The organism is Paenibacillus qinlingensis (assembly GCF_013204845.1).
Classification (GTDB): Bacteria; Bacillota; Bacilli; order Paenibacillales; family NBRC-103111; genus Paenibacillus_E; species Paenibacillus_E qinlingensis.
This window is the reverse complement of record NZ_JABMKY010000006.1, coordinates 181,554-206,006: the sequence shown is the minus strand read 5'-3', so window position 1 is coordinate 206,006 and position 24,453 is coordinate 181,554. Positions and strand designations below refer to the sequence as shown.

Annotated in this window: 24 protein-coding genes; 6 read left to right on the top strand and 18 right to left on the bottom strand. The window is 42.9% G+C overall.

Going from position 1 to position 24,453, the window contains the following annotated elements:
• Positions 1 to 6 precede the first annotated feature (6 nt).
• Positions 7 to 1,131, top strand: coding sequence for a GerAB/ArcD/ProY family transporter (locus HQN88_RS14220; RefSeq protein ID WP_173112822.1), 1,125 nt, complete (start codon positions 7 to 9; stop codon positions 1,129 to 1,131).
• Here HQN88_RS14220 and HQN88_RS38750 read toward each other — a convergent pair.
• Complete coding sequence (locus tag HQN88_RS38750) at positions 1,063 to 1,221, bottom strand: YczF family membrane protein (protein ID WP_476445351.1); 159 nt, start codon at positions 1,219 to 1,221, stop codon at positions 1,063 to 1,065. The genes HQN88_RS14220 and HQN88_RS38750 overlap by 69 nt on opposite strands.
• Before the next feature lie 219 nt (positions 1,222 to 1,440).
• Positions 1,441 to 2,217, bottom strand: a complete 777-nt coding sequence (locus HQN88_RS14215) for a TerC family protein (RefSeq protein ID WP_173112819.1) — start codon at positions 2,215 to 2,217, stop codon at positions 1,441 to 1,443.
• Between the two features lie 88 nt (positions 2,218 to 2,305).
• Between HQN88_RS14215 and HQN88_RS14210 the strand changes: the two genes are divergently transcribed.
• Positions 2,306 to 2,614 (top strand): DUF3159 domain-containing protein, encoded by a 309-nt coding sequence (locus tag HQN88_RS14210; protein WP_173112816.1) that lies wholly within the window; start codon positions 2,306 to 2,308, stop codon positions 2,612 to 2,614.
• Between the two features lie 124 nt (positions 2,615 to 2,738).
• Here HQN88_RS14210 and HQN88_RS14205 read toward each other — a convergent pair whose 3' ends face one another.
• From HQN88_RS14205 to HQN88_RS14185, 5 genes are all read right to left on the bottom strand, one after another.
• Positions 2,739 to 3,623 (bottom strand): carbohydrate ABC transporter permease, encoded by an 885-nt coding sequence (locus tag HQN88_RS14205; RefSeq protein ID WP_173112813.1) that lies wholly within the window; start codon positions 3,621 to 3,623, stop codon positions 2,739 to 2,741.
• A gap of 14 nt (positions 3,624 to 3,637) precedes the next feature.
• On the bottom strand, positions 3,638 to 4,525 hold the full coding sequence (locus HQN88_RS14200) for a carbohydrate ABC transporter permease (protein WP_173112811.1): 888 nt from the start codon (positions 4,523 to 4,525) through the stop codon (positions 3,638 to 3,640).
• Positions 4,526 to 4,718: 193 nt separating this feature from the next.
• Positions 4,719 to 6,059 carry an ABC transporter substrate-binding protein gene (locus tag HQN88_RS14195; protein ID WP_173112808.1) on the bottom strand — a complete coding sequence of 447 codons (1,341 nt, stop codon included), beginning with the start codon at positions 6,057 to 6,059 and terminating at the stop codon, positions 4,719 to 4,721.
• Positions 6,060 to 6,124: 65 nt separating this feature from the next.
• Positions 6,125 to 7,762, bottom strand: coding sequence for a response regulator (locus HQN88_RS14190; protein WP_173112806.1), 1,638 nt, complete (start codon positions 7,760 to 7,762; stop codon positions 6,125 to 6,127).
• Positions 7,759 to 9,546 (bottom strand): cache domain-containing sensor histidine kinase, encoded by a 1,788-nt coding sequence (locus tag HQN88_RS14185; protein WP_173112804.1) that lies wholly within the window; start codon positions 9,544 to 9,546, stop codon positions 7,759 to 7,761. The genes HQN88_RS14190 and HQN88_RS14185 overlap by 4 nt, the downstream gene beginning before the upstream one ends.
• A 338-nt stretch (positions 9,547 to 9,884) precedes the next feature.
• Here HQN88_RS14185 and HQN88_RS14180 point away from each other — a divergent pair, with 338 nt between their 5' ends.
• On the top strand, positions 9,885 to 12,191 hold the full coding sequence (locus HQN88_RS14180; RefSeq protein WP_173112802.1) for an FAD-dependent oxidoreductase: 2,307 nt from the start codon (positions 9,885 to 9,887) through the stop codon (positions 12,189 to 12,191).
• A gap of 64 nt (positions 12,192 to 12,255) precedes the next feature.
• On the opposite strand, the gene HQN88_RS14175 is transcribed toward HQN88_RS14180, so the two are convergent.
• From HQN88_RS14175 to HQN88_RS14155, 5 genes are all read right to left on the bottom strand, one after another.
• Positions 12,256 to 13,020: an SDR family NAD(P)-dependent oxidoreductase gene (locus HQN88_RS14175; protein ID WP_173112800.1), complete on the bottom strand. Its 765-nt coding sequence runs from the start codon at positions 13,018 to 13,020 to the stop codon at positions 12,256 to 12,258.
• A gap of 51 nt (positions 13,021 to 13,071) precedes the next feature.
• A complete protein-coding gene (locus tag HQN88_RS14170; RefSeq protein ID WP_173112798.1) occupies positions 13,072 to 14,133 on the bottom strand; it encodes an LLM class flavin-dependent oxidoreductase in 1,062 nt (353 codons plus the stop codon).
• 41 nt (positions 14,134 to 14,174) lie between these two features.
• Entirely contained in the window at positions 14,175 to 14,654 is a 480-nt protein-coding gene (locus HQN88_RS14165) for a MarR family winged helix-turn-helix transcriptional regulator (protein WP_173112796.1), read from the bottom strand.
• Between the two features lie 15 nt (positions 14,655 to 14,669).
• Positions 14,670 to 15,023 carry a DoxX family protein gene (locus HQN88_RS14160; RefSeq protein ID WP_173112794.1) on the bottom strand — a complete coding sequence of 118 codons (354 nt, stop codon included), beginning with the start codon at positions 15,021 to 15,023 and terminating at the stop codon, positions 14,670 to 14,672.
• 253 nt (positions 15,024 to 15,276) lie between these two features.
• Complete coding sequence (locus tag HQN88_RS14155; RefSeq protein ID WP_173112792.1) at positions 15,277 to 16,440, bottom strand: DUF4317 domain-containing protein; 1,164 nt, start codon at positions 16,438 to 16,440, stop codon at positions 15,277 to 15,279.
• Between the two features lie 299 nt (positions 16,441 to 16,739).
• On the opposite strand from HQN88_RS14155, the gene HQN88_RS14150 reads away from it, so the two are divergent.
• Positions 16,740 to 17,828: a Gfo/Idh/MocA family protein gene (locus HQN88_RS14150; protein WP_173112789.1), complete on the top strand. Its 1,089-nt coding sequence runs from the start codon at positions 16,740 to 16,742 to the stop codon at positions 17,826 to 17,828.
• Positions 17,829 to 17,967: 139 nt separating this feature from the next.
• Positions 17,968 to 18,177 carry a hypothetical protein gene (locus HQN88_RS14145; RefSeq protein WP_173112787.1) on the top strand — a complete coding sequence of 70 codons (210 nt, stop codon included), beginning with the start codon at positions 17,968 to 17,970 and terminating at the stop codon, positions 18,175 to 18,177.
• Between the two features lie 215 nt (positions 18,178 to 18,392).
• Here the strand turns inward: HQN88_RS14145 and HQN88_RS14140 are convergent, their stop codons facing one another.
• The gene (locus HQN88_RS14140; protein WP_173112785.1) at positions 18,393 to 18,539 is read right to left on the bottom strand and encodes a hypothetical protein; all 147 of its coding nucleotides are present in this window, start codon (positions 18,537 to 18,539) and stop codon (positions 18,393 to 18,395) included.
• 232 nt (positions 18,540 to 18,771) lie between these two features.
• On the opposite strand from HQN88_RS14140, the gene pdxR reads away from it, so the two are divergent.
• Positions 18,772 to 20,208, top strand: coding sequence for a MocR-like pyridoxine biosynthesis transcription factor PdxR (pdxR, locus tag HQN88_RS14135; RefSeq protein WP_173112783.1), 1,437 nt, complete (start codon positions 18,772 to 18,774; stop codon positions 20,206 to 20,208).
• On the opposite strand, the gene HQN88_RS38645 is transcribed toward pdxR, so the two are convergent.
• The 5 genes from HQN88_RS38645 to HQN88_RS14110 form a co-directional block, all read right to left on the bottom strand.
• Positions 20,203 to 20,337: a histidine kinase gene (locus HQN88_RS38645; RefSeq protein ID WP_173112780.1), complete on the bottom strand. Its 135-nt coding sequence runs from the start codon at positions 20,335 to 20,337 to the stop codon at positions 20,203 to 20,205. The genes pdxR and HQN88_RS38645 overlap by 6 nt on opposite strands.
• Positions 20,303 to 20,557, bottom strand: coding sequence for a hypothetical protein (locus HQN88_RS14125; protein WP_173112438.1), 255 nt, complete (start codon positions 20,555 to 20,557; stop codon positions 20,303 to 20,305). Before HQN88_RS14125 ends, HQN88_RS38645 begins: the two co-directional genes overlap by 35 nt.
• 269 nt (positions 20,558 to 20,826) lie before the next feature.
• Positions 20,827 to 22,383 (bottom strand): type 2 periplasmic-binding domain-containing protein, encoded by a 1,557-nt coding sequence (locus HQN88_RS14120; RefSeq protein ID WP_173112777.1) that lies wholly within the window; start codon positions 22,381 to 22,383, stop codon positions 20,827 to 20,829.
• Positions 22,384 to 22,462: 79 nt separating this feature from the next.
• Positions 22,463 to 23,323 (bottom strand): carbohydrate ABC transporter permease, encoded by an 861-nt coding sequence (locus HQN88_RS14115; RefSeq protein ID WP_173112774.1) that lies wholly within the window; start codon positions 23,321 to 23,323, stop codon positions 22,463 to 22,465.
• A complete protein-coding gene (locus HQN88_RS14110) occupies positions 23,317 to 24,279 on the bottom strand; it encodes an ABC transporter permease (RefSeq protein ID WP_173112771.1) in 963 nt (320 codons plus the stop codon). Before HQN88_RS14110 ends, HQN88_RS14115 begins: the two co-directional genes overlap by 7 nt.
• Positions 24,280 to 24,453 lie beyond the last annotated feature (174 nt).

Sequence of the window (24,453 nt, the reverse complement as noted above, 5' to 3'; positions counted from 1 at the left end):
AGTCCAATGCTCAAAGAAAGAATCAATAATGGACAACTGTTTGCATGGATCATGTTATTTGAGCTCGGTAACGCCATTATCATGAACCTTGGAGAAGAGGCCAAACAAACTGCCTGGTTAGCCATTCTTATCGCTATGATTGCAGGAGTAGGTACATTTGCTTTAATCTACTTCCCGTTGTTTCGCTTATACCCCAATCACACGTTTACAAAATACACGCAAATCATACTTGGAAAGTACATCGGCTGGCCACTTGGTCTTTTTTATCTCATTTACTTTACTTATATTTCGGGTAGAGACTTGCTAGATTTCGGGACATTAACTTCTACGATCTCCTTTGATCAAACCCCTGTCTTCATGATTAATGGCATTATGATCATTGCTCTTGTCTATGGCCTCCGTAAAGGTGTAGAAGTTTATGTACGAGCTGCTGAAATCTTTTTTGGGTTATTTATGTTCGTTTTCATCTTAGGATTCCTTCTATTAATCGTTTCTGGACAAATGGATAGAGATAATCTTAGACCTGTTTTTGATGATGGAATACAACCGATTATCCAAGCTGTGCCTTTCGTGTATACGTTTCCATTCGCTGAAATGATTGCTTTTACGATGTTTTTACCATTCTTGCAAAATGCCAAAGCCGTTGTTAAAGTCGGGCTAGTGAGTATACTATGCTCAGGAATTTTATTGAGCATTATTGCTCTTCTCAACGTAGCAACACTCGGTGTCTTTCAAACACAAACCGCTGTGTTCCCGCTAATTGAAACGATTGGCGAAATCAATATCGGCGAATTCATGCAGCGTTTGGATTCTCTTGTCGTGTTGCTGCTCGTGGTTACTAGTTTCTTCAAGATAGGCACTTTTTTTCTTGCTGCAATCCTTGCAGCATCCGAATTATTTCATGTAAAAAATTATGGGAAGTTAGCTTTGCCCATCGGTATCATCATCCTTTTATCCTCCGTGATGATGGCGACCAACTATATCGAGCATATTGAAGAAGGCATGCAAGTGGTAACGAAATATTTTCAATTCCCTATGCAAACGGGGATTCCTTTTTTGATTCTATGTATCGCCATTATTCGTAAACATTTTGATCGGAATGCCAAACAAGAACAAGAACAAAATGATTAAAAGCCCGTATTCAATCGGCGAAAAGAACCGAAACCGCTCCACTATGTTATTCAGCGAGCGATGGATGCTAAAACCTAGGGCTACATCCATAAGAATCACAAAAAAAATACTACATGTTAGCACGACCAAAAACACACCGATTATTTTCAATTCGCATCACCCACTACCTTATTATTCAATTCTTCTTTAACCTAACCTAAAATGACATATGCTACACTTCAACTCTAAATGAAATGCACAAAAAAATAGAGTTCACCAAGTCCGTTTCCGTTCCACTTGGTAAACTCTATTATGGCTTTGATATAACATCTAAAGTTGATCCGCTTGTGAATGTTTTTTACTTGCTGGTGCAAACCACCCTAATATGGCTATCGCAAGCAAGACACCATAGAAGATAAGGGTCCAAACTGTGCTATGCGGGAACTGATGATTTAATACAGCAATATCTTCATGGGCTAGGGTTATTACAGCCAGCTTCACGCCGACCCAGGCTACAATCGCATAAGCCGTGGTCTCGAGCGCTGGTCGCTCAGCAAGCAGCTTCACAAACCATGTGGCTGCGAATTTAATCAGGACGAGCCCTGCGATTCCGCCAAGCACAACGACTAGGAATTTCCCTCCGTCCAGACCGCCGAAATCATCAAGCGGTGAATCTGGGAGACCAAGTGCCAGTGCTACTGCGGCAAGAATGGAATCAATCGCAAATGCGAGATCCGCAAGAGCAATTTTCCCCACGGTTGGCCAAAAACTTTTTCCAGCAGCATTTTTTTTCATGTCCTCGCGATTGTTCTCATTTTCCTTAAAGAAACGCGCTTTGATGATGTGCTTTAACCCCAGATATAGGAGGTAAGCAGCACCAATCGCCTGTATTTGCCAGACGTTCGCAATAAATGAAATCGCAAACAAAGCAGCGAAGCGGAAAACAAACGCCATAATGATCCCATAGTTGATGGCTTTCTTCTTCTCTTCTTCCGGTAAATGCTTCGCGATTACAGCCAAAACAAGAGCATTATCCGCGGATAATAAACCTTCCAATCCGATAAGTACTAGTAAAGCCCATGCATACTCTAACCAAAGTGAATCCAATTGTCCTTCTCCTCTCATGTCAAACGGCATTTATTCGCTTGTCTGACTATAATATAACACTCTTATGTATTCTTAGGATATTTCAGGAGTGAATATCATCGTTTCCCTTATATTTCAAAAACCATTGTTCTACTATTTTGCGAAACGATTTATGAACGATCCTACTTTAGAGCAACGATACACAACAAATAAAGCTGTCCGCGGAACGTTCGTTAAATTAACTGCCGTATGGGGTTTCGTTCTACTGCTTGAGGTTTCCTTGAAAATATTTTTTATTTTCTTCCTGCCGACAGATCGATTCTTGGTGATAGCCCCGATTGTTACCATTATCATTATTGGAGTGGCGGTATTCTGGAGTATCACTTATGTGAAGGGACTGAAGAAAAGAGCACATTAAGGGAGTTAAGCCTGCAAGAGTCTCTTCCTAATAGCCATAGAAAAAGTACCACAGTGATTGCGGTACTTTTTCTATGTCACTCAGATTGATAATGTTTGCCGGATATGTTAACAGGCCAAACTTATTACCCTTTAAGACCCGTATTCGCAATCCCTTGTACAAACCATCTCTGGAAAACCGTTACGACGATTACCAACGGAATCATTGCCGATACCGACGCTGCCATAATCGCAGGATAATCGGTTCCATTTTCATCAGAGAAGCTGGTCAAGCCTAATGGAATCGTAAATAAATCTCGACTTCTTAGCAAGATAAGCGGATTCTCATATTCATTCCAATGCCATGTAAAGGTAAGAATCAACAAGGTTACAAGGGCCGATTTGGTAAGTGGCAGCGCAATCTGCCAATACGTTCGCCAATACCCGGCTCCGTCCACTTTCGCGGCTTCCATGAGTTCGGATGGCAATGTACCGAAAAACTGACGCATGATAAAGGTACCGAGCACCGTGAACATCCCTGGTAAAATAATGGCGAGATGCGTGTTCACCAGACCCAGTTTGTCAAACATAATGAACCGCGGCACGAAGAATACTTGTGCTGGAATAATCATAGTGGCCAAATAGAGAAGGAAAATTGTATTCTTTCCAGGGAACCGCAGTTTGGCAAAGGCATACCCTGCCAGCGAGCTCGTAATTAATGAACCAACGACTTGGAAAGCTGTAATCTTAATGGAGTTGAAGTAAAAGGTAGAAAATGTGATGGATCCGTTCCAAACCTTCTCATAATTGCTTAAATCCCATGTTTTTGGAATCCATCGGATGGGATACTCAAACAAATCCGCACTGTTCTTGAAGGATGCTGAGAACATCCAGATAAATGGCATAATCATCCCAATTCCGAGCGCAAAAAAGAGAAGGGTTGCTATTATTTTGCCGATGGTGCCAGCCTTGTTTCTTCGCTGTGCTACACGGTTGGCGTTCGCTTTGCTATTCACGATTATAGGCTCCATGTTGTTCCGCTCCTTTAATATTGATCCTGCCATTTTTTCTGTGTCCGCCATTGGATCATCGTAATAAGGAAGATGAAGGCAAAGAGCAACCAAGAAACGGTGGCGGCATAGCTCATATCATGCAATTCAAAGGCTTGTTGATAGATGTAGAGTGCCAATACAGAAGAGGATTTCATTGGACCTCCGTTATTCATAACCTGTACAGAGGCGAATACTTGGAAGGAAGAAATGACTAACGTAATCGCAATAACGAATGTCGTCGGTCTTAGAAGTGGTACCGTCATGGATAAGAATTTTCTAAGTTTACCTGCGCCGTCAATATCCGCTGCTTCGTAGATATCCTTAGAAATTCCTTGAATACCGGCCATATAAATAATCATGGCATATCCGACATACGTCCATATCGTCATCATGATAACGGCGAATAATGACCAATCTGGGCTCGACAACCAGCCTGGCGGGTTAGCGATTCCGATTTGATGAAGGAAGCCGTTGATTGGACCTTCCGTCGGATTGTACATAACCCGCCAAACAACAGCCATCGCCACCAAGCTGCTCATATAAGGCAGGAACACCATGGTCCGAATCGCTGTTTTCATAAACACGAATTGATTCAGCATCGCAGCAAACAGTAGTCCGATCAACATTGCCATCGGAACACTCACTAAGGAGAACACGACATTATGCTGAAGTGCTTTCCATACATAATGATCCCCTAGCAATTTAGTTATATTTTCAAGACCGATAAAGTCCAGTCCCTTCAATCCCTTCATATAGTCCCATTCTGTAAAAACGAGAATAAAACTAAATACCATCGGGAATAAAATAAACGTAATAAACCCAAGTAAATTCGGTAGAATAAACAAATACCCCGCGAAACTCTCTTTCGTTTTCTCTTTCATCCTGTCTACACCTCTCCTCTCGTACTCTTACTATAGCTGTACTGAACGATGATCTGAATGTCATAAACTTCGAAGATTGAGGGAATTCCTAAGTTCTATAGAGGGAATTTCTTAGTTTCAGGCGATGCCGCTATCTATATGAAAAAGCCGCACTCCTATCAAGGAGTACGGCTTCCTAATAAACGTTACCTGTTTATTTCTTTGCGCTTTTAACAGCTTCGTCAGAGCGGGATTTGATCGCCCCAACGGTTTTATCAATCGGTTGAGCGTTCATGAAATATTTTTCCGCTTCTTCCATGAAGATTTGACGAATTTGTGTGCTTGCAGTTGTATTTACGGAAGTAGTAGGGGTGTATTTGCCTTTCAGCATGCTAACGAAAGAATCCTTGTCAAAATACTGAGATTTATCTCCCATAATCAAATCTGCAAGTTTATCCACATCAACATTTTTGTTGGATGGAATACGACCGCCAGGAACCATGTTCAAGTTCCCTTCTTTCAAGTACCAGCTTAAGAATTTCATAGCTTCTTCTTTGTGGGTACTTTTAGAGTTGATGCTCGTGTAATCGCTAAGCTTGGCGTTGTTCACATTTTTACCTTTTTCCATTTGTGGTGTAGGGGCAAAGGCAACTTTGAAATCACGACCTGGGTAAGCTTTGTCATCTTTGATGTATCGAATGAAATACAAGGAAGAGTAGACTGTTGCAGCTTTCCCTTTCAACAACTCGTCCTGTGGTTGGGACTTATTAGCAAGAGCTTCTTGATATGGCATCATTGCTTTTGCATCCAGGAGACCTTTTTGAAGCTCTAGACCCATTTTGAACGATGGCGCATCAAAGTTTGTTGTACCATCTGCTTTGTAATAAGGATCATTGGGCTTATCTGACCCAATTACGTCAAACGCGATTGGCTCCCACGTAGGAAGAAGGAACGTACCGTATTGACCTGATTTTGTCAGCTTCTTACCAAGTGCCGCGTAATCGCTCCATGTCCAGTCTGCAGTAGGCACTTTTTCACCAGCCGCATCCAAGGATGCTTTGTTAAAAGCGAAGAATCTCATATCCTTGCTTCCTGGCAATTGGTAGATCTTGTTGTTAATTTTCAGCAAATTCTCAGAACCAATCGTACCTTCAAGATCGAAATTGGTTTTCTTAATTAGATCTTCCAACGGCTCAACCATGTCACCTTTTACACGGCGATCCAACAAGAAGTCACCATAGGAAACGAAGAGATCAGGCGCATCAGAAGTAGATAACAAAGCTGTATCTAATTTGGTGTTACCCGAATCATCATTCACGAAACGAACATATTCCACTTGAATATCTTTATTCGCTGCATTCCATGCATCGACAACAGCCTTAGGACCGTTTTCTTCAGGAACGCCGCCCCACCATTTTAATTTAACAACCTTGCCTGTTGCTGCACTTGGAGCCGCAGACGAGCCTGCAACTGTTTCTTCTTTCTTACCGCACGCGGTTAATAGGACCGACGCCATCAACATGACCGATAGACTTACTTTTAAAGTACGTTTCATTCCTTCATCCCCCTTAGAAGTTTTACAATCTAGTTATAACAAATCAACCAGCTATAACGAATGGATTATTCTTTGGGGTTCGGGGGAAATTCTATGTTCACTTCTCCTCGGCCAGTCACAAGTTTACGATACTCTAATGGAAATAAGCCCTCTATCTTTTTAAAATACTTACTGAAGTGGTTTGCATCTGTGTAGCCTACCATCTCTGAAATCTCATAAACTTTCAATGAAGGGTTTCGCAAAAGCTCTCTGGCCTTCTGCATACGAATTTGCGTTAAAAAATCAACGATCTTCACACCTGTTTCTTTTTTAAACAGGACGCTTAAATAGTTTTCAGCAAATCCAACTTTTCGAGCCAAATCGGAAACTTTCAGCGAACTACCGTAATCGTCCTGCATGATTTGTATAACCGCCAGTACTTCCTCACGATAGATCGGGCGAATCGGCTGGCGGATATATGCCATCGCGTTGGGAAGCCAATTGAAGAACCAGTCCCCGATCTCCTGAAGTGTTTCTGCATTCCGTATCACATCGAAAGGAAACCTGCCCCCATAGTCTTGAAGCGCATGAATGTCCTTTCCTTCCTCTTCAAGCTTCTGACTAATATAATGCATCAGCTGCAGCCATTGTTCCCGTACCCATGAATCACCAAGTTGTTGTTTTTGCAATAAGGATTCTTGCCATAGGACAAATTCCTGCTGTAGAGTTGGCACTTCGCCCGTCTCTATCAATCTCCACCATTTGTCGATGGGCAGCGGATTTAAGCGCGATAAGGACTCCTCCTTCTCTTGGGAAGGATAGAAAATAAACTCTTTATCCTTCATGAACCGTCTTTGCAGTGATTTCTCCGCTTCAAGAAAACCTTGATGAAGTTCATATTCACCAGTGTGTATATGAGAAACACCGAAGCTCACACTAACCTGAGCAAATCTGCTGACGGCAGAGCGGATTTCCAGCAGCATCTCATCGGTAATTGAAACATGAAGAAATGCTAACTTGCCGCTATGCATATCAACCAACTCGCTGCTGCCGTATTTCCTCAGAATCTCATTGATAATATTCGCTACCGTATAGATCAATAGCTGCTCGCTTTTAAAGCGATTCTCTTCCATCACTTGACCGCTTTGGTCAATAGACACAACTACGATACGATAGGTTTCCTTTAGAAATAAAGGAAGCAGATTCCCCCTAATCTGTGTATCAATTTCCGGCTTAGAGGCTTGCTTGCCTAGTAAATTTCTAAGCAGTACTTCTGTCGATTGCCGGTTCAATAGTTCCATTCGGTAAGACTGCTTCTCCTTTTCTAGCTGTTCCTTCTGTTCTTCGAGCAATACATGCCGTATTCGTTTGCATTTATCCAGCAATTCTTCCGGCGTCCATGCTAGTTTCAAAATAAAGTCAACAGCTCCTAGACGGAGCGCTTTTTGGACATATTCAAAGTCGTTATGGTTAGATAAAATCACACATTTGATTCTTGGCCATTTCACACGAATATGATTGAGAAGCTCCAAGCCGTCCATTTCTGGCATACGAATATCTGTCAGTACAATATGGCAAGGTTGTTCCTCGAGCAACGTCAGCGCTTCCACACCGTTCATGGCCTCACCTATGATTTCAAAACCAGATTCCTCCCATGGAATCAACGTTTTGAGGGAGATACGCACCAAAATTTCATCATCTACGACGAGTATTCGTGTACTCATTCCATCAACTCCTTTCGATTAGGAATCGTGATGACAATTTGCATGCCGCCCGTTTCAGGCGTAACGACTTCAAGCCCATACTGACTGCCGAAGTGAAGCTTGATTCGTCTATCTACATTCAGCATGCCGATACCGCTATATTTGGCGTGATCCTGAATTAATTGATTCTGAATCGTCTGCATCTTATCCGGGGATACTCCCTTTCCGTTATCACGCACATAAATCTGAATATCATCGCCAGATTCCACAGCCTCAATCCAAATATGCAAAGGCAGCCTAGAGCCATGAATGATGCTATTTTCTACAAGCGGCTGCAGCGTAAATTTTAATACTGTACAATCGAGAAGCTGATCTGGCACTTGCGTCGTAATATTAATATCATCGTGGTATCGGATTTTCTGAAGCATCATATACAGTTCTAGATACTGAATTTCCTGTTGTAACGTTACAAAGATGGTATTTTGTTTCATGGAGAATTCCATCAATTTACCAAGCGCGGTAATCATATCACTCACATCACGGTTGGTATTCGAGAGCATCGCCATTAACTTAATGGAATTCAAGGTATTAAACAGAAAATGCGGATTGATTTGAGCTTGAAGTGCTTGGAAGTGTGCTTCTTCCTTCTTTCGCTGCTCTTCTGACACATTGTGGACAAGCTCATCCAGCCTGGCTACCATACTATTGAAATTACTCCCAAGCACAGAGGCTTCATCATTTCCCACAACGGGAACCTTTTGCTTGAAATCACCTTTTCCCACTAAAATAATGGATTTCAACAGGGAATATAGGGGCTTCGTAAAGCGAAGCAATAAGTAAACAAAGATGGACAGACCGATAATATAGAAGAATAAGATGATGGCAAGAGATCGGTTCTTACTTTTATCCATCTGCAGATGGAACTGATCCATAGGCAATAGCGCAGCAACGGAAACGCCTACTTGCGGTATTTTAGCCACATTCACTAAATAATCTTTATGATCAATTGTAATCTTTTTAATTGACTTGGCATCCTTGTTCAACTCACTGATTTGTTCGGATGTTAACGAAATGGTTAGTTTGCCGCTCAAATCATTCAACCGCTCACTGCCATCCCAAATTAGAAATTGGGTAGAATCCTCAGTATTTGTGGGCTGCGAACCATAAAATTTATCAATAGCCATGCCAATGACAACTACCCCGTAATCATCAACGTTCCCAACGCCATTAAGCACTCTGGAGACGAGAACAAAGTCCTTGTTAGGCACACCTTCTACATAACCCCATGCTGTTGGAATTTTATAAGCCTGCATCCAATAAGGGTATCCCTTACGCTTAATTCCCATGCCATACCAGGGTTCGCTGCTGATGTTTTGAACAGCGTCTCTGTGAAAATCCGTCAACGTCGTCACCACATCGCCCTTGAAATCTACGACACCAATGAAAGCAAAGTTATCGAGCAGGATATCCCGCAAGCTCAGCATCTTCCTCTGAGTTTGGATAAATAGTAACATATCCTCTATCTGGTCTGGATTCCAGCGCTTAGCTTTGTTTTGAAACGTCGTAAACAATTGAGAGTCCAGCATATAGGTCATTTTCACCATTTTTTCGGCGTTCTGATTCATGTTGCTTACCGATTGATCCACCAGTACCTGATTGGCCGTATACACCTCATGCTCCAACAATTTGGATGAATTAGTCGCGTATTGATAGAAGACGATGAGGGTAGGGAGTGCAACGACGAGAATAAAAGCCCCTAGCAATTTGCTGCGAATAGAACGGAAACGTTTGATTTGCCCGGCCAAATTTCTCCACCTCAAACAAGGAATAATTTTGTTTACCTTAACTGTATAGTTATAGCACGAAATCGTACTTCACAACATGTGATATTCCACTCGTTTCGAGTGAATTTCTGTGTATCTTGACTTTCTCCCCTATCCTATTATTCCCTTGAAAAATAAATATAAAAAAAGCTCCCTGAATTCAGCAAGTTCCGCTACTTCTTAACGACTAGCCGTCCACATCTCCTAATCATCTACTCGTGTAAATTCTAATCAGAAAACACTTGGCAAGCCATAAAAGTGATGCTACAATGTGCTCATGAAATGTTATTTACTCGAGTAAATTTTAGGGGGATATGCATATGAAATCGATTCAACAAGCGTTTGATGTCGTCGTGTGCGGTGGTGGACTCGCTGGCTTTTGTGCCGCTGTAGCCTCTGCAAGAAATGGTGCGAAGACTTGTCTTATTCAAGATAGACCTGTATTTGGAGGCAATAGTTCTTCTGAAATTCGCGTAACACCACACGGTGCCGCTGCCTTTCATGCCTATGGAAGAGAAACAGGTATTATCTCGGAGCTGCTTATTGAAGAACGAGCTGTCAATCATGAGAAAATTCGTGAAAATGGTTGGACGAATAGTGTGTGGGATATGGTTATGTACGACATGGCTGTCAAAACGCCAAATCTGAGTTTCCATTTGAATACCTCAGTCAACAGTGCACAAGTGACAGACGGTAAACTCACCTCGATTAAGGCCGTGATCGCAAATGCAGAGACTGAGCTTGAAATTACAAGTAATATCTTCATCGACTGTACTGGAGACGGCATCCTCGCTGATATGGCTGGCTGCGAATGGCGTTGGGGATCCGAGGGGCGTGATGAGTTCAACGAACCTCATGCTCCACTTGTTGCCAGCTCTGATACCATGGGTAACTCCATCCATTTCCGAGCCAAAGATATGGGACGCCCTGTTCCTTTTAAAGCACCTGACTGGGCTATCCATCACGAAGATGCTGACTACTTCTATAAGCAAGGACGAACTTTCTACGACACGGAATCTGGGTTTTGGTGGATTGAGATTGGCGTCCCTTATAACACGATTTACGATAATGAAAACATTCGTCACGAGCTGACCAGACATACCCTTGGCATTTGGGATTGGATGAAAAATCACGACCCGCTTCTGAAGGAACAAACAGCCAACCTTGCACTAGATTGGATCGGTCAAGTTCCAGGCAAACGTGAGAGCCGCCGCATTATCGGCCGCTACTTCATGACTGAGCATGATATTCAAAACCGAACCGTCTTCGAGGACGAAATCGCTTATGGCGGTTGGTTCGTTGATCTTCACACGCCTGGAGGACTCTTGGCTCCAACAGCAGAACCCGCTAGCGCCGAAGGCTATAACGAAACTAGCGAATATGCCCAAAAAAGCTACTGCGGACCTTACGGCATTCCATTCCGCATCATGATTAGCAAAGATATTAGCAACTTAATGATGGTGGGACGTAACGTCAGCGTTACCCACGCTGCACTTGGTACCGTTCGAGTTATGTCAACAACAGCCCTGATGGGGCAAGCAGCAGGTACAGGTGCTGCTTACGCGTTGAGTAACCAAGTGAACCTATCTGACATGTCTGGTGAACACATTGTGAATGTACAGCAATCGCTGCTTCGCGACGGATGCTTCCTTCCTAACTATAAGAATGAGGATGCGTTGGATCTTGCAAAACAGGCGGCGATTAGTGCCAGCAGTACGGCAACAATTCATGGCGTTGGACCTGAAAGTCACGATTTCACATTCGGCTTCCGTTCCAAGGAAGCGCAAGAAGCGAGAAAGCAACAAGCGGAGCCGCTTACGTTCACACGCGGGCAATGGATTGCCATTGAAAAAGGCCGCATAGATACCATCTCTGTCTGCTTGAGCAACAACACGGATCGTCCCCAGCAGCTGCCAGCGAAAATAATCCCGGTAGACCACATTTGGGATTATCGAACAGACACGGGTATCGTTTATGCAGAAACGACTTTGACAGTTCCAGTTGGGCAACATGTTTGGGTGGAATGGCCGCTGAATTGGCATGATGCTTCAGTTGGCAGCCGTTACATCCAACTCCAACTGGGAGTTAATCCATCGGTTGAATGGCATTCAGCTAACCGTATCCTGCCAGGTCACATTTCTGCTTACGACATGGGCAGCGGAAAAATGCGACGTTATCTAAATGATGGCGGTACACTCAGCTACCGCATAGCACCAGCTCAACAAAGTTATGGAGCCGTCCATGTTACAAGCGGTGTAACGCGTCCTCATCAATTTACGAATATGTGGATGTCTGATCCCATGCAACCACTGCCACAATATGTGCAGTTGCAATGGACGAATTCACAATCTATTCGCGAAATTCATGCGACATTCCCTGGGCATCTGCTTCAAGAGTACCATCGCTATGAGCCATTCTACCGTGATCCTCAATGTCCTAAAGACTATACAATCGAAGCGTATGTTCAAGAACAATGGGTTACTATTGTAACTGTTGAAGGGAACTACCAACGTTTAGTGAAACATACATTGGATCAAGCCGTTCAGAGTGATCGTATTCGCATGACGGTTAAGGCGACGAATGGGGATCCCGCTGCTTCTATTTATGAAATTCGTTGTTATAGTTAATTCTTTCATCCGTACAATAAAAAACGGAGCCCGCAAACTCGCGGCGCTCCGTTTTTATTGTTTTTTACCAAGCGGTCGCGCCGCCGTCGACAACGTAATTCGCGCCTGTGATATAAGACGCACGGTCAGAAGCAAGGAATACCGCAAGCTCTACGAGCTCCTCCGGTTGACCGAAACGTTTGAGAAGCGTCTTCTTCGTTATCGCATCTCGAGCCTCTTGGTTGTCGCCGAGGTCGCGATCGCTGGCTGGGGTTAGGAAGGGTCCCGGACTGATCGTCACCGCACGAATTCCATGGCGTGCACCTTCAAGTGCCAATTGTCGAGTCATCGCAATGACACCAGCTTTCGCTGCGCTGTGCCCCACCATCGGAGGAATTTCTCCGGCAATCACACCTGATATGGAGGCGACATTGATAATGACACCGCCACCGCGCTGAACCAGATGCGGCCAAGCAAATTTCGAAACGAAGAAAGGAATATCAAGTTCACCTGCTATCGTTTTCCGCCAGTCTTCCACAGAGAAATCAGGCATCGGTCCGAAGTATTGAATCGCCGCGTTGTTGTATACAACGTCGAGCCCGCCATAGGCAGCGACCGCTTCCTCAACCATCTTCCGCGCTTGTTCAGGGTCAGTAAGGTCAATTGGTGCGACTGCTGTCATCTCACCGCCGGCTTGACGTACAAGTTCAACGGTCTCGTTGTTGGCATTCACATTAATGTCAGATCCTACAACCTTTGCACCCTCTCGAGCAAAGGTCAGCGCTGCCGCGCGTCCCAATCCGCCACCAGTGCCTGTTACCAATACGACTTTATTGTCGAGTATTCCCATGATGATTTCCTCCTTCGTTGTACAATCTCAGATGACTATCGGTCATCGTTATTATTTTGTATTTTGTTCCTCTGCTTCCAATCTTGCTACCTCTTCCCGAACGCGTGGGGCGACTTCCGTCCCCAACAGTTCAATGGCTCTCATCACTTGCTCATGCGGCATGGTACCGACAGGTAAATGCAAGAAGAATCGGGAGAAACCAAGATGCTGGCGCATGTAAATAATTTTGTTAGCCACCGTTTCAGAATCGCCGACGTACAGCGCACCTTCCAAAGTGCGTGAGGCATCAAAGCCTGAACGGGTATACTGAGCCCAGCCGCGCTCCCTGGCAAAGTAATTAAACGATGCCTGTGTGGGAGGGAAATACTGATCTACCGCAATCGATGTACTATCGGCAACGAATCCCAGTGAGTGTACAGCTATTTTTAATTTCGATACATCGTGTCCTGCTCGAGCAGCCGCTTTTTTATAGATGGGAACAAGTGGTGCAAACTGTAAGGGACTACCGCCAATAATCGCCAAAACAAGGGGTAATCCAAGTACGCCAGCTCGTATAACAGACTCTGTATTCCCGCCGCTGCCTAGCCAAATCGGTAAAGGATCCTGTACCGGACGTGGGTACACACCGAGATTCGTAAAGGCTGGACGATGCCCTCCTCGCCAAGACACTTTCTCCGAATCCCTCAATTTTAATAACAGTTCAAGTTTCTCCTCGAACAGCTCTTCGTAGTCTTTCAAATCATACCCAAACAAAGGGAATGCATCCACCATCGAGCCTCTGCCTGCGATAATTTCGGCACGGCCGTTAGAAATCCCATCGAGTGTGGCAAATTGCTGGAACAAACGAACAGGATCAACAGCAGATAGCACCGTTACCGAGCTCGTTAACCGAATTCTTTTCGTCAAGGATGCTCCTGCCGCCAATATAACAGCAGTAGCCGAATCCCCGAACTCCTTCCGATGATGCTCGCCGACTCCAAATACATCTAATCCGACCTGATCAGCGAGGACGATCTCCTCCACAACCTCACGTAATCGCTGCGCATGGCTTATTGTCTCACCTGTATGAATATCCGGCGTTGTTTCAACAAAAGTATCTACACCAATTTCCATTTTCATTTCCCCCTTGTACCTAGTTAAAATTAACTTCTTATTTATATAGAATTCTCATTGTTGGCTATGCCTTCACGATTCTTAATCCCGTACCCAATCTTCTTTAGCACTTGTATAAGTTCGAGTTTCTCCTCGTCTGTCGCGAAGGACAAATTATCAGAGATCAATTGCGCATGCTTTGGAAAAATGTTATCGAAGTAGCTTCGTCCTTCCCCCGTTAAGGCTACATTTGTTTTGCGCCTGTCGCCCGGGATAGAAAGCCGTTCTACGAGTCCCTTCTTCTCCAACTTATCGACCACATAGGTGATGCTCCCACTTGGAATGGAGAAGGTTTCACTTATTTTCTGGATCGGATGCGGACCTTTATTGTAAAGAAACTCAAGGATTTGAAAGGTTTCCTTATCCAGCCCATAGTTCTCTATATCGCGTTCTAAGCTCCCAAACAGAGCCTTCACCATGTTCTTCAATACGCGCGAAAACCTTAAGTCAAGAGCTTTCCCTTCAGCATCGCGTTCAATCATTCGACTCTCACCTCTTTATAGCGTGTTCCAGTTCAAGCTGATGACAGCTATGGCAAGTATCAACAGAATGAAAGGCATCATTACCTTTGACGCTGGATCTTTAACACGAACCAAATGGGTAAAAATTGCACCAATCATCGTTACCGCAATCAACAACCCGCCTAGCTCAGCATAAGGATCAATCCATATACCAATAATAATGATAGCGGCAGAGATGACTTCAACCAAGCCTGTAAATACTCTCGCCGATGATGACAGCCTGTACCGCTTAAATTCATCGACCATCTGTTTGCCGCCAAATTTCATGAGACCGAATAGCAGAAACCCAATTCCCAAAATACTCTGTAGTACAACTGATAAAATATGCATGCAACAACCACTCCTTCTTATATTTTACGCTAGAATTATTTATCCTAAAATTATTTATTCTAACAATATGAAATATAATACGATTTCTTCATGCTGTCAACCTGAAAATATATGGGGTTCCCAAAACAAATAAAGCCAGGGCGATTAAATCATCGTCCTGGCTTTTACACTAATAATCCCTATATATAAGTACTTAAAGAGTGAGTCATCCCTTAGCACGCTAAATGCGCAGTCTACTTGGATGTTCAGGGCTCTACAACGTCTCCGTATTGAGCGTAAAACCTTCGATCATGACGTCTTCGTCAACCTCGATCAAGATACATCGTTTTCCTTGGTAATTCACCTGTCTCACGTACTTTAAATCTTGTGGAGAGACCGTAATCGTAGCTACCTTCGTATCAATCTTAATCGATTTCGACGTGAATTTCGGGAGGACACTGCTCGCCTTGATTTCATAGTTTCTATCGTCGATGACGTTTTGGAAAGCTCGTTCTACCTTTTCACTCGTTACGTTTTCCACGCCACTTACCGACAGCATGCGTTCAACATCTTTAAAATCCAACCTAGGAGGCTCTTCCTCCTCATTGGACTCAATGACACGATGAATTTCCTCGTACACCTGAGCGATTGTAGCGGCATCCAGTTGATCGCCAGCCACTTCCTTCACGATGTCTTCAAAGATGGCTCTCTCTTCTAACGCCGTCACGGTCTTCTCAGCATTTAAGACTTGGTCGATAAAGTGCCAATTCGGTTCATTCGCTCTCCCCGAGCAATACAGGATGCGATTCACGTCGGAATAGTTGTCCGTCACACTTGGGTAGAAAAAGCCTTGTTCCGGCGTGTTCAATTTGACGATAGGATCTACGAAGACATTATACTTAAACTCCCGCTCAACAAAGTCGAACATGAGTGTTTTCTTCTGTTGTTCCGTGGAGTTCACGCTGCACAAAATGAACAGATTCGCGAACATCTCGTTCTTTTCGCTCTCCATGGCATCTTCATTCCTGCTCTTGGTGGGCCGCGAATACTGTCCGCGAACGAAAGTAACCACCGTGTCCTGTTCGTATTTGGTATCCACCAACATTTTCTCTACCATCAAGAGCATCAGATCTTGCCATTCTTCCGCATTACCGGTCACCAATGCTTGATGGAGAAGCACCTGTGAAGGTTGCTCCGCTTCCTCCTGAAACTTCAACTCGTACATCTTGTGATCTAATTCGCCGGTCAGCAGTTTTTTGAAATTGGCCATATATAGCTCCTGCTTCTCCCTATCCACTAAAGCGAACGGTTGACGCTCGTAATGGTAGATCTCGTTGCTTTCCTTCATGATATACACGTTAAAAATATCAAAGATTTTAAGCATTTCGTTATCCAGTCTAAAGTGCTTGCGAATATGCGCGATTTCTTTCTTTATCATGACCCGACAGTCAACTCCTACGAAGTGAATTAGCCTTACGATTTGTAACGGATGATCTGCATTTACTTTGCGTTCTCATCAAAAGCAAAAGCCCTTCATGAGAAGGGCTTCCATCGTTATGAACTACTTCCTGTATGTTAATTCATAATGATAGATTTCTCAACAATTTTGAGGAACTATCTTCAAAAAAAATAATAGTAATTGTGATGGTTCACATTTTATTAGAAAACTAATCCTGCTTGACTATAAGATATATATTTGATAAAACGAAGCTACGACTGAAGAAGGCGGTGTAATGGATGGGGAAACCAATTAGATTCAGCATTATAGGCGGCGGAGGCTTTCGCGCACAGTATTTTCTAAGAATTGCACAAGCTCTTCCAGAGCAATTTTGTGTCAGCGGGATGGTCATTCGTGACGAAATCAAGGGTAAGGAAATGGAAGACTTATGGCGAGTAACCACTTATCGAACACTGGATCAACTCTTACTACATGAACAACCGGACTTTATTGTACTATCTATCAATGTCTCGGCTGCAGTCGATTATATGCTGCAGTTGGCGGAACGAGGAATCCCCGTACTTACTGAGACACCTCCTGCACCTAATTTAGAAGGTTTACTTCAAATACACGACAAACTGACTCGACAAGGCGCGCGAATTCAAGTTGCGGAACAGTATCAATTTCATCCAATACAAGAAGCCCGACATCAGATTATTACGTCAGGACAGTTAGGCAACGTTAATCAAGTGACTGTATCTATATCTCAATACTATCATGCTGTAAGTTTAATTCGGAAAATGTTAGGTGTGCGGTTTGAAGAGGTCACAATTAAAGGAATGAGATTTGAATCCGATTGGGTCGCTGGGCCAAACCGAAGTGGTCCGCCAACCGAAGATAAATTAATCAAATCTGAAAGAGATATCGCTTGGTTGGATTTTGGCGGAAAACTGGGGATATACGATTTCACCAAGGATCAGCATCGTTCATGGACCCGTTCAAATCACCTATGTATTCGGGGAGAACGTGGGGAAATATTTGATAATCGGATTAGCATTCAAGATCCTTCTTGCCGACAGATTCAAATGGAATTAAGGCGCATCAATAAAGGTGAGTATGAAAACGCGGAAGGCTACTTCCTTAAAGGAATTATGGCGGGAGATCAATGGGTTTATGAAAACCCCTACATACCTGCTAGATTATATGATGATGAAATTGCTATTGCAGCCTGTTTGCAGAAAATGGCGGTTTATGCCAAGGGAGGACCTGGGTTTTATGGTCTACCGGAAGCTTCTCAGGACCACTATATTGGCATGTTGATAGAGCAGGCTATTAGAACTGGGGAGACAGTAGTGTCGATTCGACAACCATGGGGAGATCACGAATGATACGGTGACACGGATAACACTCTGCAGATCATAATTGGATGGATATTTCGAATGCGAATTGGATGGTTACATGACGCGGATGAACTGATACTATGATTCTGATAGTATCGTTTTCAATAACTTAGAGGAGTGAAGAAATATGTCGTTATATCTTTATTATATGATATTTGCTGCTATCTTAATTACCGGTGGAGTAGCAACAGTAGCGATTGGACACTCTAATGCAAATAAAGAAGGTAATCCGGGTTATGATCGCCAAACAAAAAGCATATTCGTTAATCTTACTCTCTATTATGCGGTTATTATCCCTCTAGGATTGTTAGCTTTAATCATTTATATTGTCAAATGACAAAAAAACCTTAGTTCAGTAAATCACTGTACTAAGGTTTTTTTCTTTTTATAGTTGAAACAAAAGCATTACTTCTATAAAAAATGGGTTATTAGAAAGAAAAAGAACCCTGAAAAAATGGAAAGAAAAAATATAATTGTTAATGGGAGAAGTCCATCCAATCTCTGTTCATAATCGTTTCTATGTGAATTATTCATTCTTATTCTCTCCTTTTTTTATGAAATGGCTATATTGTTTCTCGCCTTATTACATTCAATTTCACGATCATCTTCACGGATGAGACGAGCACCTCCTATAGCGATGAGCAAAGGACTTGATACAAGCGCAGTACAAAGCAAAATGAAAGATATCAAAGCTGTCATTGTTCCATCTCCTCCCCACAGTTAGTAACACCAAGCGTTATTAATAACTATCATAAATTTGAAGGGGATGAATGTAACCAACCAATTTTTCAGTTTTTATGCCATCCAAAATTTGCTCTCATCCCTGTTTACAGAATGCTATAGAAGAAAAGATCGGATATTTTTCATAAGAAGTGGTATTATAAATGTAAAATTGATCTGGTTTGATCTATTATTCAAGGGGATTTTTAAGATGTGGAAACCTGATCGCAATAGTAAAAAAGCTCTATATGAGCAAATTGCCGACTATCTCGAGCAAAGAATTTCATATGGGGAGTTTCCTCCAGGGAGTTTGCTGCCCCCCGAACGAAAACTTGCTGAACAATTTGATGTGAACCGCAGCACTGTCATTTCGGCATTCGCGGAACTGCGATCTATGGGGATAATCGAGAGCCGCATTGGCAGCGGAACTCGGGTAAGTACTACCAAATGGGGGGCAACTCCGAAACATACCCCAAACTGGAGTCGGTTTGCCGAAGGAGGAAGTTTTCTTCCTAACCTGCCTTTTTTACGGAGGATTCGCGAAGCGTTAGCTCATAATCCATCATTAATCGATTTTGCGAGTGGTGAGCTCTCTGCTGATCTAGCTCCAACAGACGAAATCGCTGCACTCATGAGTAATCATGCATACACGTCCTACTTGGGTTACGTTAACCCTCAAGGTTCAACTCCATTAAGAGAAGCTTTGGTTGAATATCTAGCTAATTATCGAGGAATCCGGACAACAGAATCCTCCATTCTTATCACATCGGGCTCTCAACAATCGTTGTTTTTAATTACGCAATGTCTTCTGTCTCCAGGTGACGCAGTTGCCATAGAAGATCCTTCCTACTGCTATTCGCTGCCCATGTTTCAATCGGCTGGCCTTCGCTTGTACCGTCTTCCAGTCGATAATCATGGCGTACAGCCAGAGGATATTCGCACTTTATACAAAAAACACCGTATTAAAATGGTGTTTTTGAATCCGAATTATCAGAATCCAACTGGAGCGGTACTAAGTGAAGAAAGACGCAGACGTCTTCTTGATATCATTAGTGAACTAGGACTTCCTGTAGTAGAAGATGATCCATATAGCTTAACCTCGTATGACGGTGTTCCTCCTTTGTCACTCAAATCCATGGATACGACAGGATCGGTTCTATATATTGGTTCATTCTCCAAGATCGCAGCTTCTGGCTTACGGATAGGATGGATGGTAGCTCCTCGTTCTATCGTGGAACGGCTAGCCGATGCTAGGCAACAGATGGATTTTGGATTAAGCATCATTCCGCAGCAAGTTGCGGGACAATTTTTACAGTCAGCTTATTTTGCTCCTCATTTGGAGCGTTTGCGAATTCAGCTTCAATTTAAACGTGATTTACTCATCGAATCTTTAGAAAAGGAACTTTCAGGTCTGATTGAGTACGTGGTTCCCGTAGGTGGCATTCATTTTTGGTGCAAATTAATTCCGAGTATTCCAGACGGTATATTGTTGGAAGAATCCATAAAGAAAGGTATCGTAATGGTACCCGGGAGTGTTTATGGTTCCGATTCGGGATTCGTGCGGTTTACATTCGCTAGGGCGAAGTCAGATGAGATTGCATTGGGGATATCCAGATTTGCTGAAGCACTTCGTGAGTTGATTCTATGAAAACTTAACATGAATTTTGGATAAAGAAATAGCTGTCCGTTCGATGGGCTCGTGATTAATTAAATTAGCCATCGCGTTAATGGATTCTAGCGCATTAAATAGAAAGTGCGAAAGAATTTGCGACTGCATTACCCACTTGCGTTGACAGAGTCGTGCGACGAAGACTTTGCAGTCCTTTCGTAAAGGATGAAGAGATGAAAAGGATGAGCAAGATTGAAATAGCAACACTAACGATAGCAATTAACACTGTAACATTCCGCATGCGATAGATGCCGCTGGCAATTTCGGGATAAGGAACTCGAATAATTGACTTCCACCCTGTATATGGAATAGTCTGAAACACGATCATTTCCTTTGCATTCTCCGTCAGAAAGCTGCCGCTTGACGATTTCAATTACTTCAAATTGTAAGTTCATTGCAGCTGTTTTGAATATAGGAGAATGTTATTATTTCATGAGACAATCGGCTACAAGTCTGATAATCCAGTATAAATTAGAAAACGGAGCCCGCAGGTTTGCGGCGCTCCGTTTTTATTGTTTCAAACTCCAATTTCTGTGTACCTTTAACAAGTACGGAGAGAAGAAACAAGTTTCTCCCCTCCGTTTGGCGACTTATCGATTAGTTTGTATAACCAAGTTCTTTCAAGCGTTTTTGTGCCCCATCCAAGTACAGATTATATTTGAATTTTGTTTCTAGATTCTTCAAGAATTCATCGTATTTATCCAACGACGTTTTACCGTAAATAAATCTAGACAATTCTTCTTTAATAAATCTTGTGGCATCAGCAGACATAAAGTCCGCCGGCGGGTTTAGAAGACCATTGTAAGCTGTCAGTCTCGGCTGTTTCTGCACAAAGTCGATTAACGGGGCTTGAGCAGCAAATTTCGTTTGCAAGTACTCCGCTTCAGGACGACCTGTCACTTGGTAGAGCCATGTGTACGCCCCTTCTTTCGCCATTAAATCTGTAGGAATTACTTTTTCACCATTTAATGTATAATGACGCCCTTCCAAGCCATAACTGACCAAACGATTGCCCTCTTTGGTCGATATGTAATTAATGTATTCAAAAATTTTATCTAGTTTAGCCGTATCCTTCTCTAATGCCTTGGGTATTCCGAACATAGTGAAGGATGTTCCTTTACCTGTAGATAGATCATACTGTCCACCTGGCCCTTTAGGAGGAGCAATCTGCATCCACTCTGCCTTAGGGTTGACTTCCTTGATTTGCTTCGCAGGCGCATCCTTCGCTAGATCCGTCCATGAAAAATTGCCCATACCTGCCTTGCCCTGAATGGCTTTCTGAACAAATTGTTGACCCGTGGACGCAAGTAATTCAGGATCGACGAGTCCTTCATCTATCATTTTTTTAATGAATGCAAGTGCGTTTTTCATATTGGGATCATACAGAGCGCTTACCATCTTATTGTCTTTTACATAGATTTCCGGCAATCCGTTGTTCGGAATTGGTGACCCCACGCCAAACGCTCCATATATAACAGAGAAAGCATCGAATCCTGCTCCCGTGATCGCATAGGTATCCTTTTTGCCATTTTTATCAGGATCATCATTTGTAAAGGCTTTCGCAACCGCATACAAATCATCCAACGTAACAGGTGCTTGCAATTTCAAATTATCCAACCAATCTTTGCGAAGCCAATAACTGTTGGAACTAACATTCCCTGGTTTCTTGGTTATGGTGTAAAGTTTACCGTCTACCTTATCGTTATTCAGGGTTTCCTCGCCAACAAAGTCAGCAAATGGTTTCAACTTGGTTTTCAAATAGGGAGTTATGTCTAACAAACTATCTGTACTGACGCTTTTAAGCAAGCTGTCCCTGTTCAAAATTTGATAAACATCTGGAGGCGTCCCGCCTGCCAAACGCACGTTCAATTGGTTCTGATAGTCTTCATTTGTAGCCGGAGACGTTAAAATTAGATTTGTTCCTAATTTTTTATCCAATTCCGTCTTGACGAAGTCATCATTAGTAGGTACATTCGTCCCCCACCCTACTTGCATCCATTCAATTTTTACCGGAGCTGCTGGCGCCTTGCTCGTTGTTGGTGCATTCGTTGCAGCTGTTTGGTTGGTTTCTGTCCCGTTAGAACATCCTGCCATCATGACAGTAACAGGAATCGTCATAGCTAGAAATGTTGTTAAGCCCCTTAATTTCTTCATCGTGATCAACCCTTCTATTTTTCTTATTTATTGAATTTGACAAGCAGCTCTTCGAAAACTCAACTGCCTCGTCAAAATATCAACCCTTAATCGCGCCAAGCATCATGCCTTTTGTAAAATATTTCTGAATAAACGGATACACCATAATTATCGGTGCACTCGCGAAAATGACCACCGCCATCTGCAGCGTAGCAGAAGGGAGCGTTACTTCAGGATTTTCAAATGCCTGATTAGACTGCAATAAAATAGACCTTACAACAATCTGGAGCGGTTGCAGCTTAATCGGCGTCACATACAAAATCGCCTGGAAAAACTCATTCCAATGCCCGACCATATAAAAGAGGCTCACAGTCATGATGACAGGCATGGACAAGGGAACAATAATCTTCATTAAGATCTTTAGCTCTTTAGCGCCATCTATATGGGCCGACTCTATTAGCTCCTCAGGCAAGCTTTCAACAAAGCTTTTTACAATTAACACATTAAAGCTCCAGATCGCTCCTGGGATGATCATAGCCCATACACTATTCAGCAAACCCAAATATTTAACGGTCAAGTAAGAGGGAATGATCCCGCCACTAAACAACATCGTGAACACAATCATCAACAAGAAAAAACTACGGCCAGGAAGCTTTTTTCTACTCAGTGGGTAAGCAAGCAGCACCGTTAGAATCATATTAACAATCGTGCCTACGACGGTGATAAAAAGTGTAACTCGAAACGCATCCGGGATGCGCGGCATCGAAAAAAGTTCCTTGTACGCTAAGAAAGTAATCGATTTCGGTATAATGACAAATCCGCCATTTTTCAAAAGCTCTGAAAACGGGGTGAGTGAAACCGATAACACATACAGTAGAGGGAATAGAGCCACAATGCCAACTGCTAACAGAAACATAAACACGAAGCCGTCAAAAATTTTATCCCCTTTCCCCCTTACCATATGCCATCACCCCATTTCTTAGCGATTCTATTGGAAAGTAAGACTAGCACACAGCCAATGATAGATTTAAACAAGCCAACTGATGCTGCCAAACTAAAATTCAACTGTTCAAGACCTGTTCGGAACACCCATGTATCAATGATATCTCCTACGGAATACACATAACTATTATACAAGACATAGATTTGTTCAAATCCTGCATCCATAATACTACCTAGTCTTAAGATTAATAGAATTGTGATGATAGAGCGTAAATTAGGCAGCGTCACATGCCAAATGAGGCGAATCCGTTTGCACCCATCCATTGTTGCTGCTTCATACTGTGAGGGATCGATGCCTGCGATTGCTGCCAGATAAATAATTGCTCCCCACCCCATGTTCTGCCAAATGTCCGAACTCACCAACAGGCTTCTGAACCAACTCTCTGATGTCAAGAATGGAATGGCTTTGCCGCCAGCTTCAACAATCCATCGATTGAATAGGCCGCTATCTTGTGATAATAAAGCGATTAAAATGCCATAGATAATGACCCACGATAAAAAGTGCGGCATATAGCTCAAGGTTTGTATCAGTCTCTTGAACCACGAAACTCTGCATTCGTTGAGCAGTATCGCCAAAATAATGGGCGGAATCATGCCGAATATGAGCTTATAAAAACTAATTAAAAGCGTATTCGTCAGCAGTTGCGAAAAATAAGGCGAGCTTACGAAAACTTCAAAATACTTATACCAGGGATCTGCCCAAGGGCTCTTTAGAATGCCTTTCGTAATGTTATACTCTTTGAAGGCAATGATGATCCCGAACATGGGCATGTACTTAAATATCAAGTAATAGATGATGCCAGGGGCAAGCATGAGATATAAAGTTCTATATCTCCATATATTGCGCAATAATTTACTCCCTACAAACTTCCGACGAACCACCTTAGCCCGTTGTATTGCCAAGTCTTCCTGCATCTCGCGTTCCCTCCATGTGAGGACTTTCAAGCCTCAGATTCCCTTATAAACCGCTTTCATTCACTTTCTACACTCATTATATCGCCCCTATCATGCAGACAGATATACATAAAAAGTTCAATTATGTAATGGATTTTGTCTAGATTAGAAAGAAAAGACCATCAGGCATAATTG

Coding starts and splice junctions, on each gene's coding strand:
- HQN88_RS14140 (WP_173112785.1), bottom strand. CDS start 18,539: ATGACAGCTTTGATATCTTTCATTTTGCTTTGTACTGCGCTTGTATCA.
- HQN88_RS14160 (WP_173112794.1), bottom strand. CDS start 15,023: ATGCATATTTTATCAGTTGTACTACAGAGTATTTTGGGAATTGGGTTT.
- HQN88_RS14220 (WP_173112822.1), top strand. CDS start 7: ATGCTCAAAGAAAGAATCAATAATGGACAACTGTTTGCATGGATCATG.
- HQN88_RS14200 (WP_173112811.1), bottom strand. CDS start 4,525: ATGAAAGAGAAAACGAAAGAGAGTTTCGCGGGGTATTTGTTTATTCTA.
- HQN88_RS14190 (WP_173112806.1), bottom strand. CDS start 7,762: ATGAGTACACGAATACTCGTCGTAGATGATGAAATTTTGGTGCGTATC.
- HQN88_RS14145 (WP_173112787.1), top strand. CDS start 17,968: ATGTCGTTATATCTTTATTATATGATATTTGCTGCTATCTTAATTACC.
- HQN88_RS14195 (WP_173112808.1), bottom strand. CDS start 6,059: ATGAAACGTACTTTAAAAGTAAGTCTATCGGTCATGTTGATGGCGTCG.
- HQN88_RS14180 (WP_173112802.1), top strand. CDS start 9,885: ATGAAATCGATTCAACAAGCGTTTGATGTCGTCGTGTGCGGTGGTGGA.
- HQN88_RS14150 (WP_173112789.1), top strand. CDS start 16,740: ATGGGGAAACCAATTAGATTCAGCATTATAGGCGGCGGAGGCTTTCGC.
- HQN88_RS14110 (WP_173112771.1), bottom strand. CDS start 24,279: ATGCAGGAAGACTTGGCAATACAACGGGCTAAGGTGGTTCGTCGGAAG.
- HQN88_RS14155 (WP_173112792.1), bottom strand. CDS start 16,440: ATGATAAAGAAAGAAATCGCGCATATTCGCAAGCACTTTAGACTGGAT.
- HQN88_RS14165 (WP_173112796.1), bottom strand. CDS start 14,654: ATGATTGAACGCGATGCTGAAGGGAAAGCTCTTGACTTAAGGTTTTCG.
- HQN88_RS38750 (WP_476445351.1), bottom strand. CDS start 1,221: ATGGATGTAGCCCTAGGTTTTAGCATCCATCGCTCGCTGAATAACATA.
- HQN88_RS14205 (WP_173112813.1), bottom strand. CDS start 3,623: ATGGAGCCTATAATCGTGAATAGCAAAGCGAACGCCAACCGTGTAGCA.
- HQN88_RS14170 (WP_173112798.1), bottom strand. CDS start 14,133: ATGGAAATTGGTGTAGATACTTTTGTTGAAACAACGCCGGATATTCAT.
- HQN88_RS14115 (WP_173112774.1), bottom strand. CDS start 23,323: ATGGTAAGGGGGAAAGGGGATAAAATTTTTGACGGCTTCGTGTTTATG.
- HQN88_RS14125 (WP_173112438.1), bottom strand. CDS start 20,557: ATGATCGTGTTTCAGACTATTCCATATACAGGGTGGAAGTCAATTATT.
- pdxR (WP_173112783.1), top strand. CDS start 18,772: ATGTGGAAACCTGATCGCAATAGTAAAAAAGCTCTATATGAGCAAATT.
- HQN88_RS14175 (WP_173112800.1), bottom strand. CDS start 13,020: ATGGGAATACTCGACAATAAAGTCGTATTGGTAACAGGCACTGGTGGC.
- HQN88_RS38645 (WP_173112780.1), bottom strand. CDS start 20,337: ATGCAGTCGCAAATTCTTTCGCACTTTCTATTTAATGCGCTAGAATCC.
- HQN88_RS14120 (WP_173112777.1), bottom strand. CDS start 22,383: ATGAAGAAATTAAGGGGCTTAACAACATTTCTAGCTATGACGATTCCT.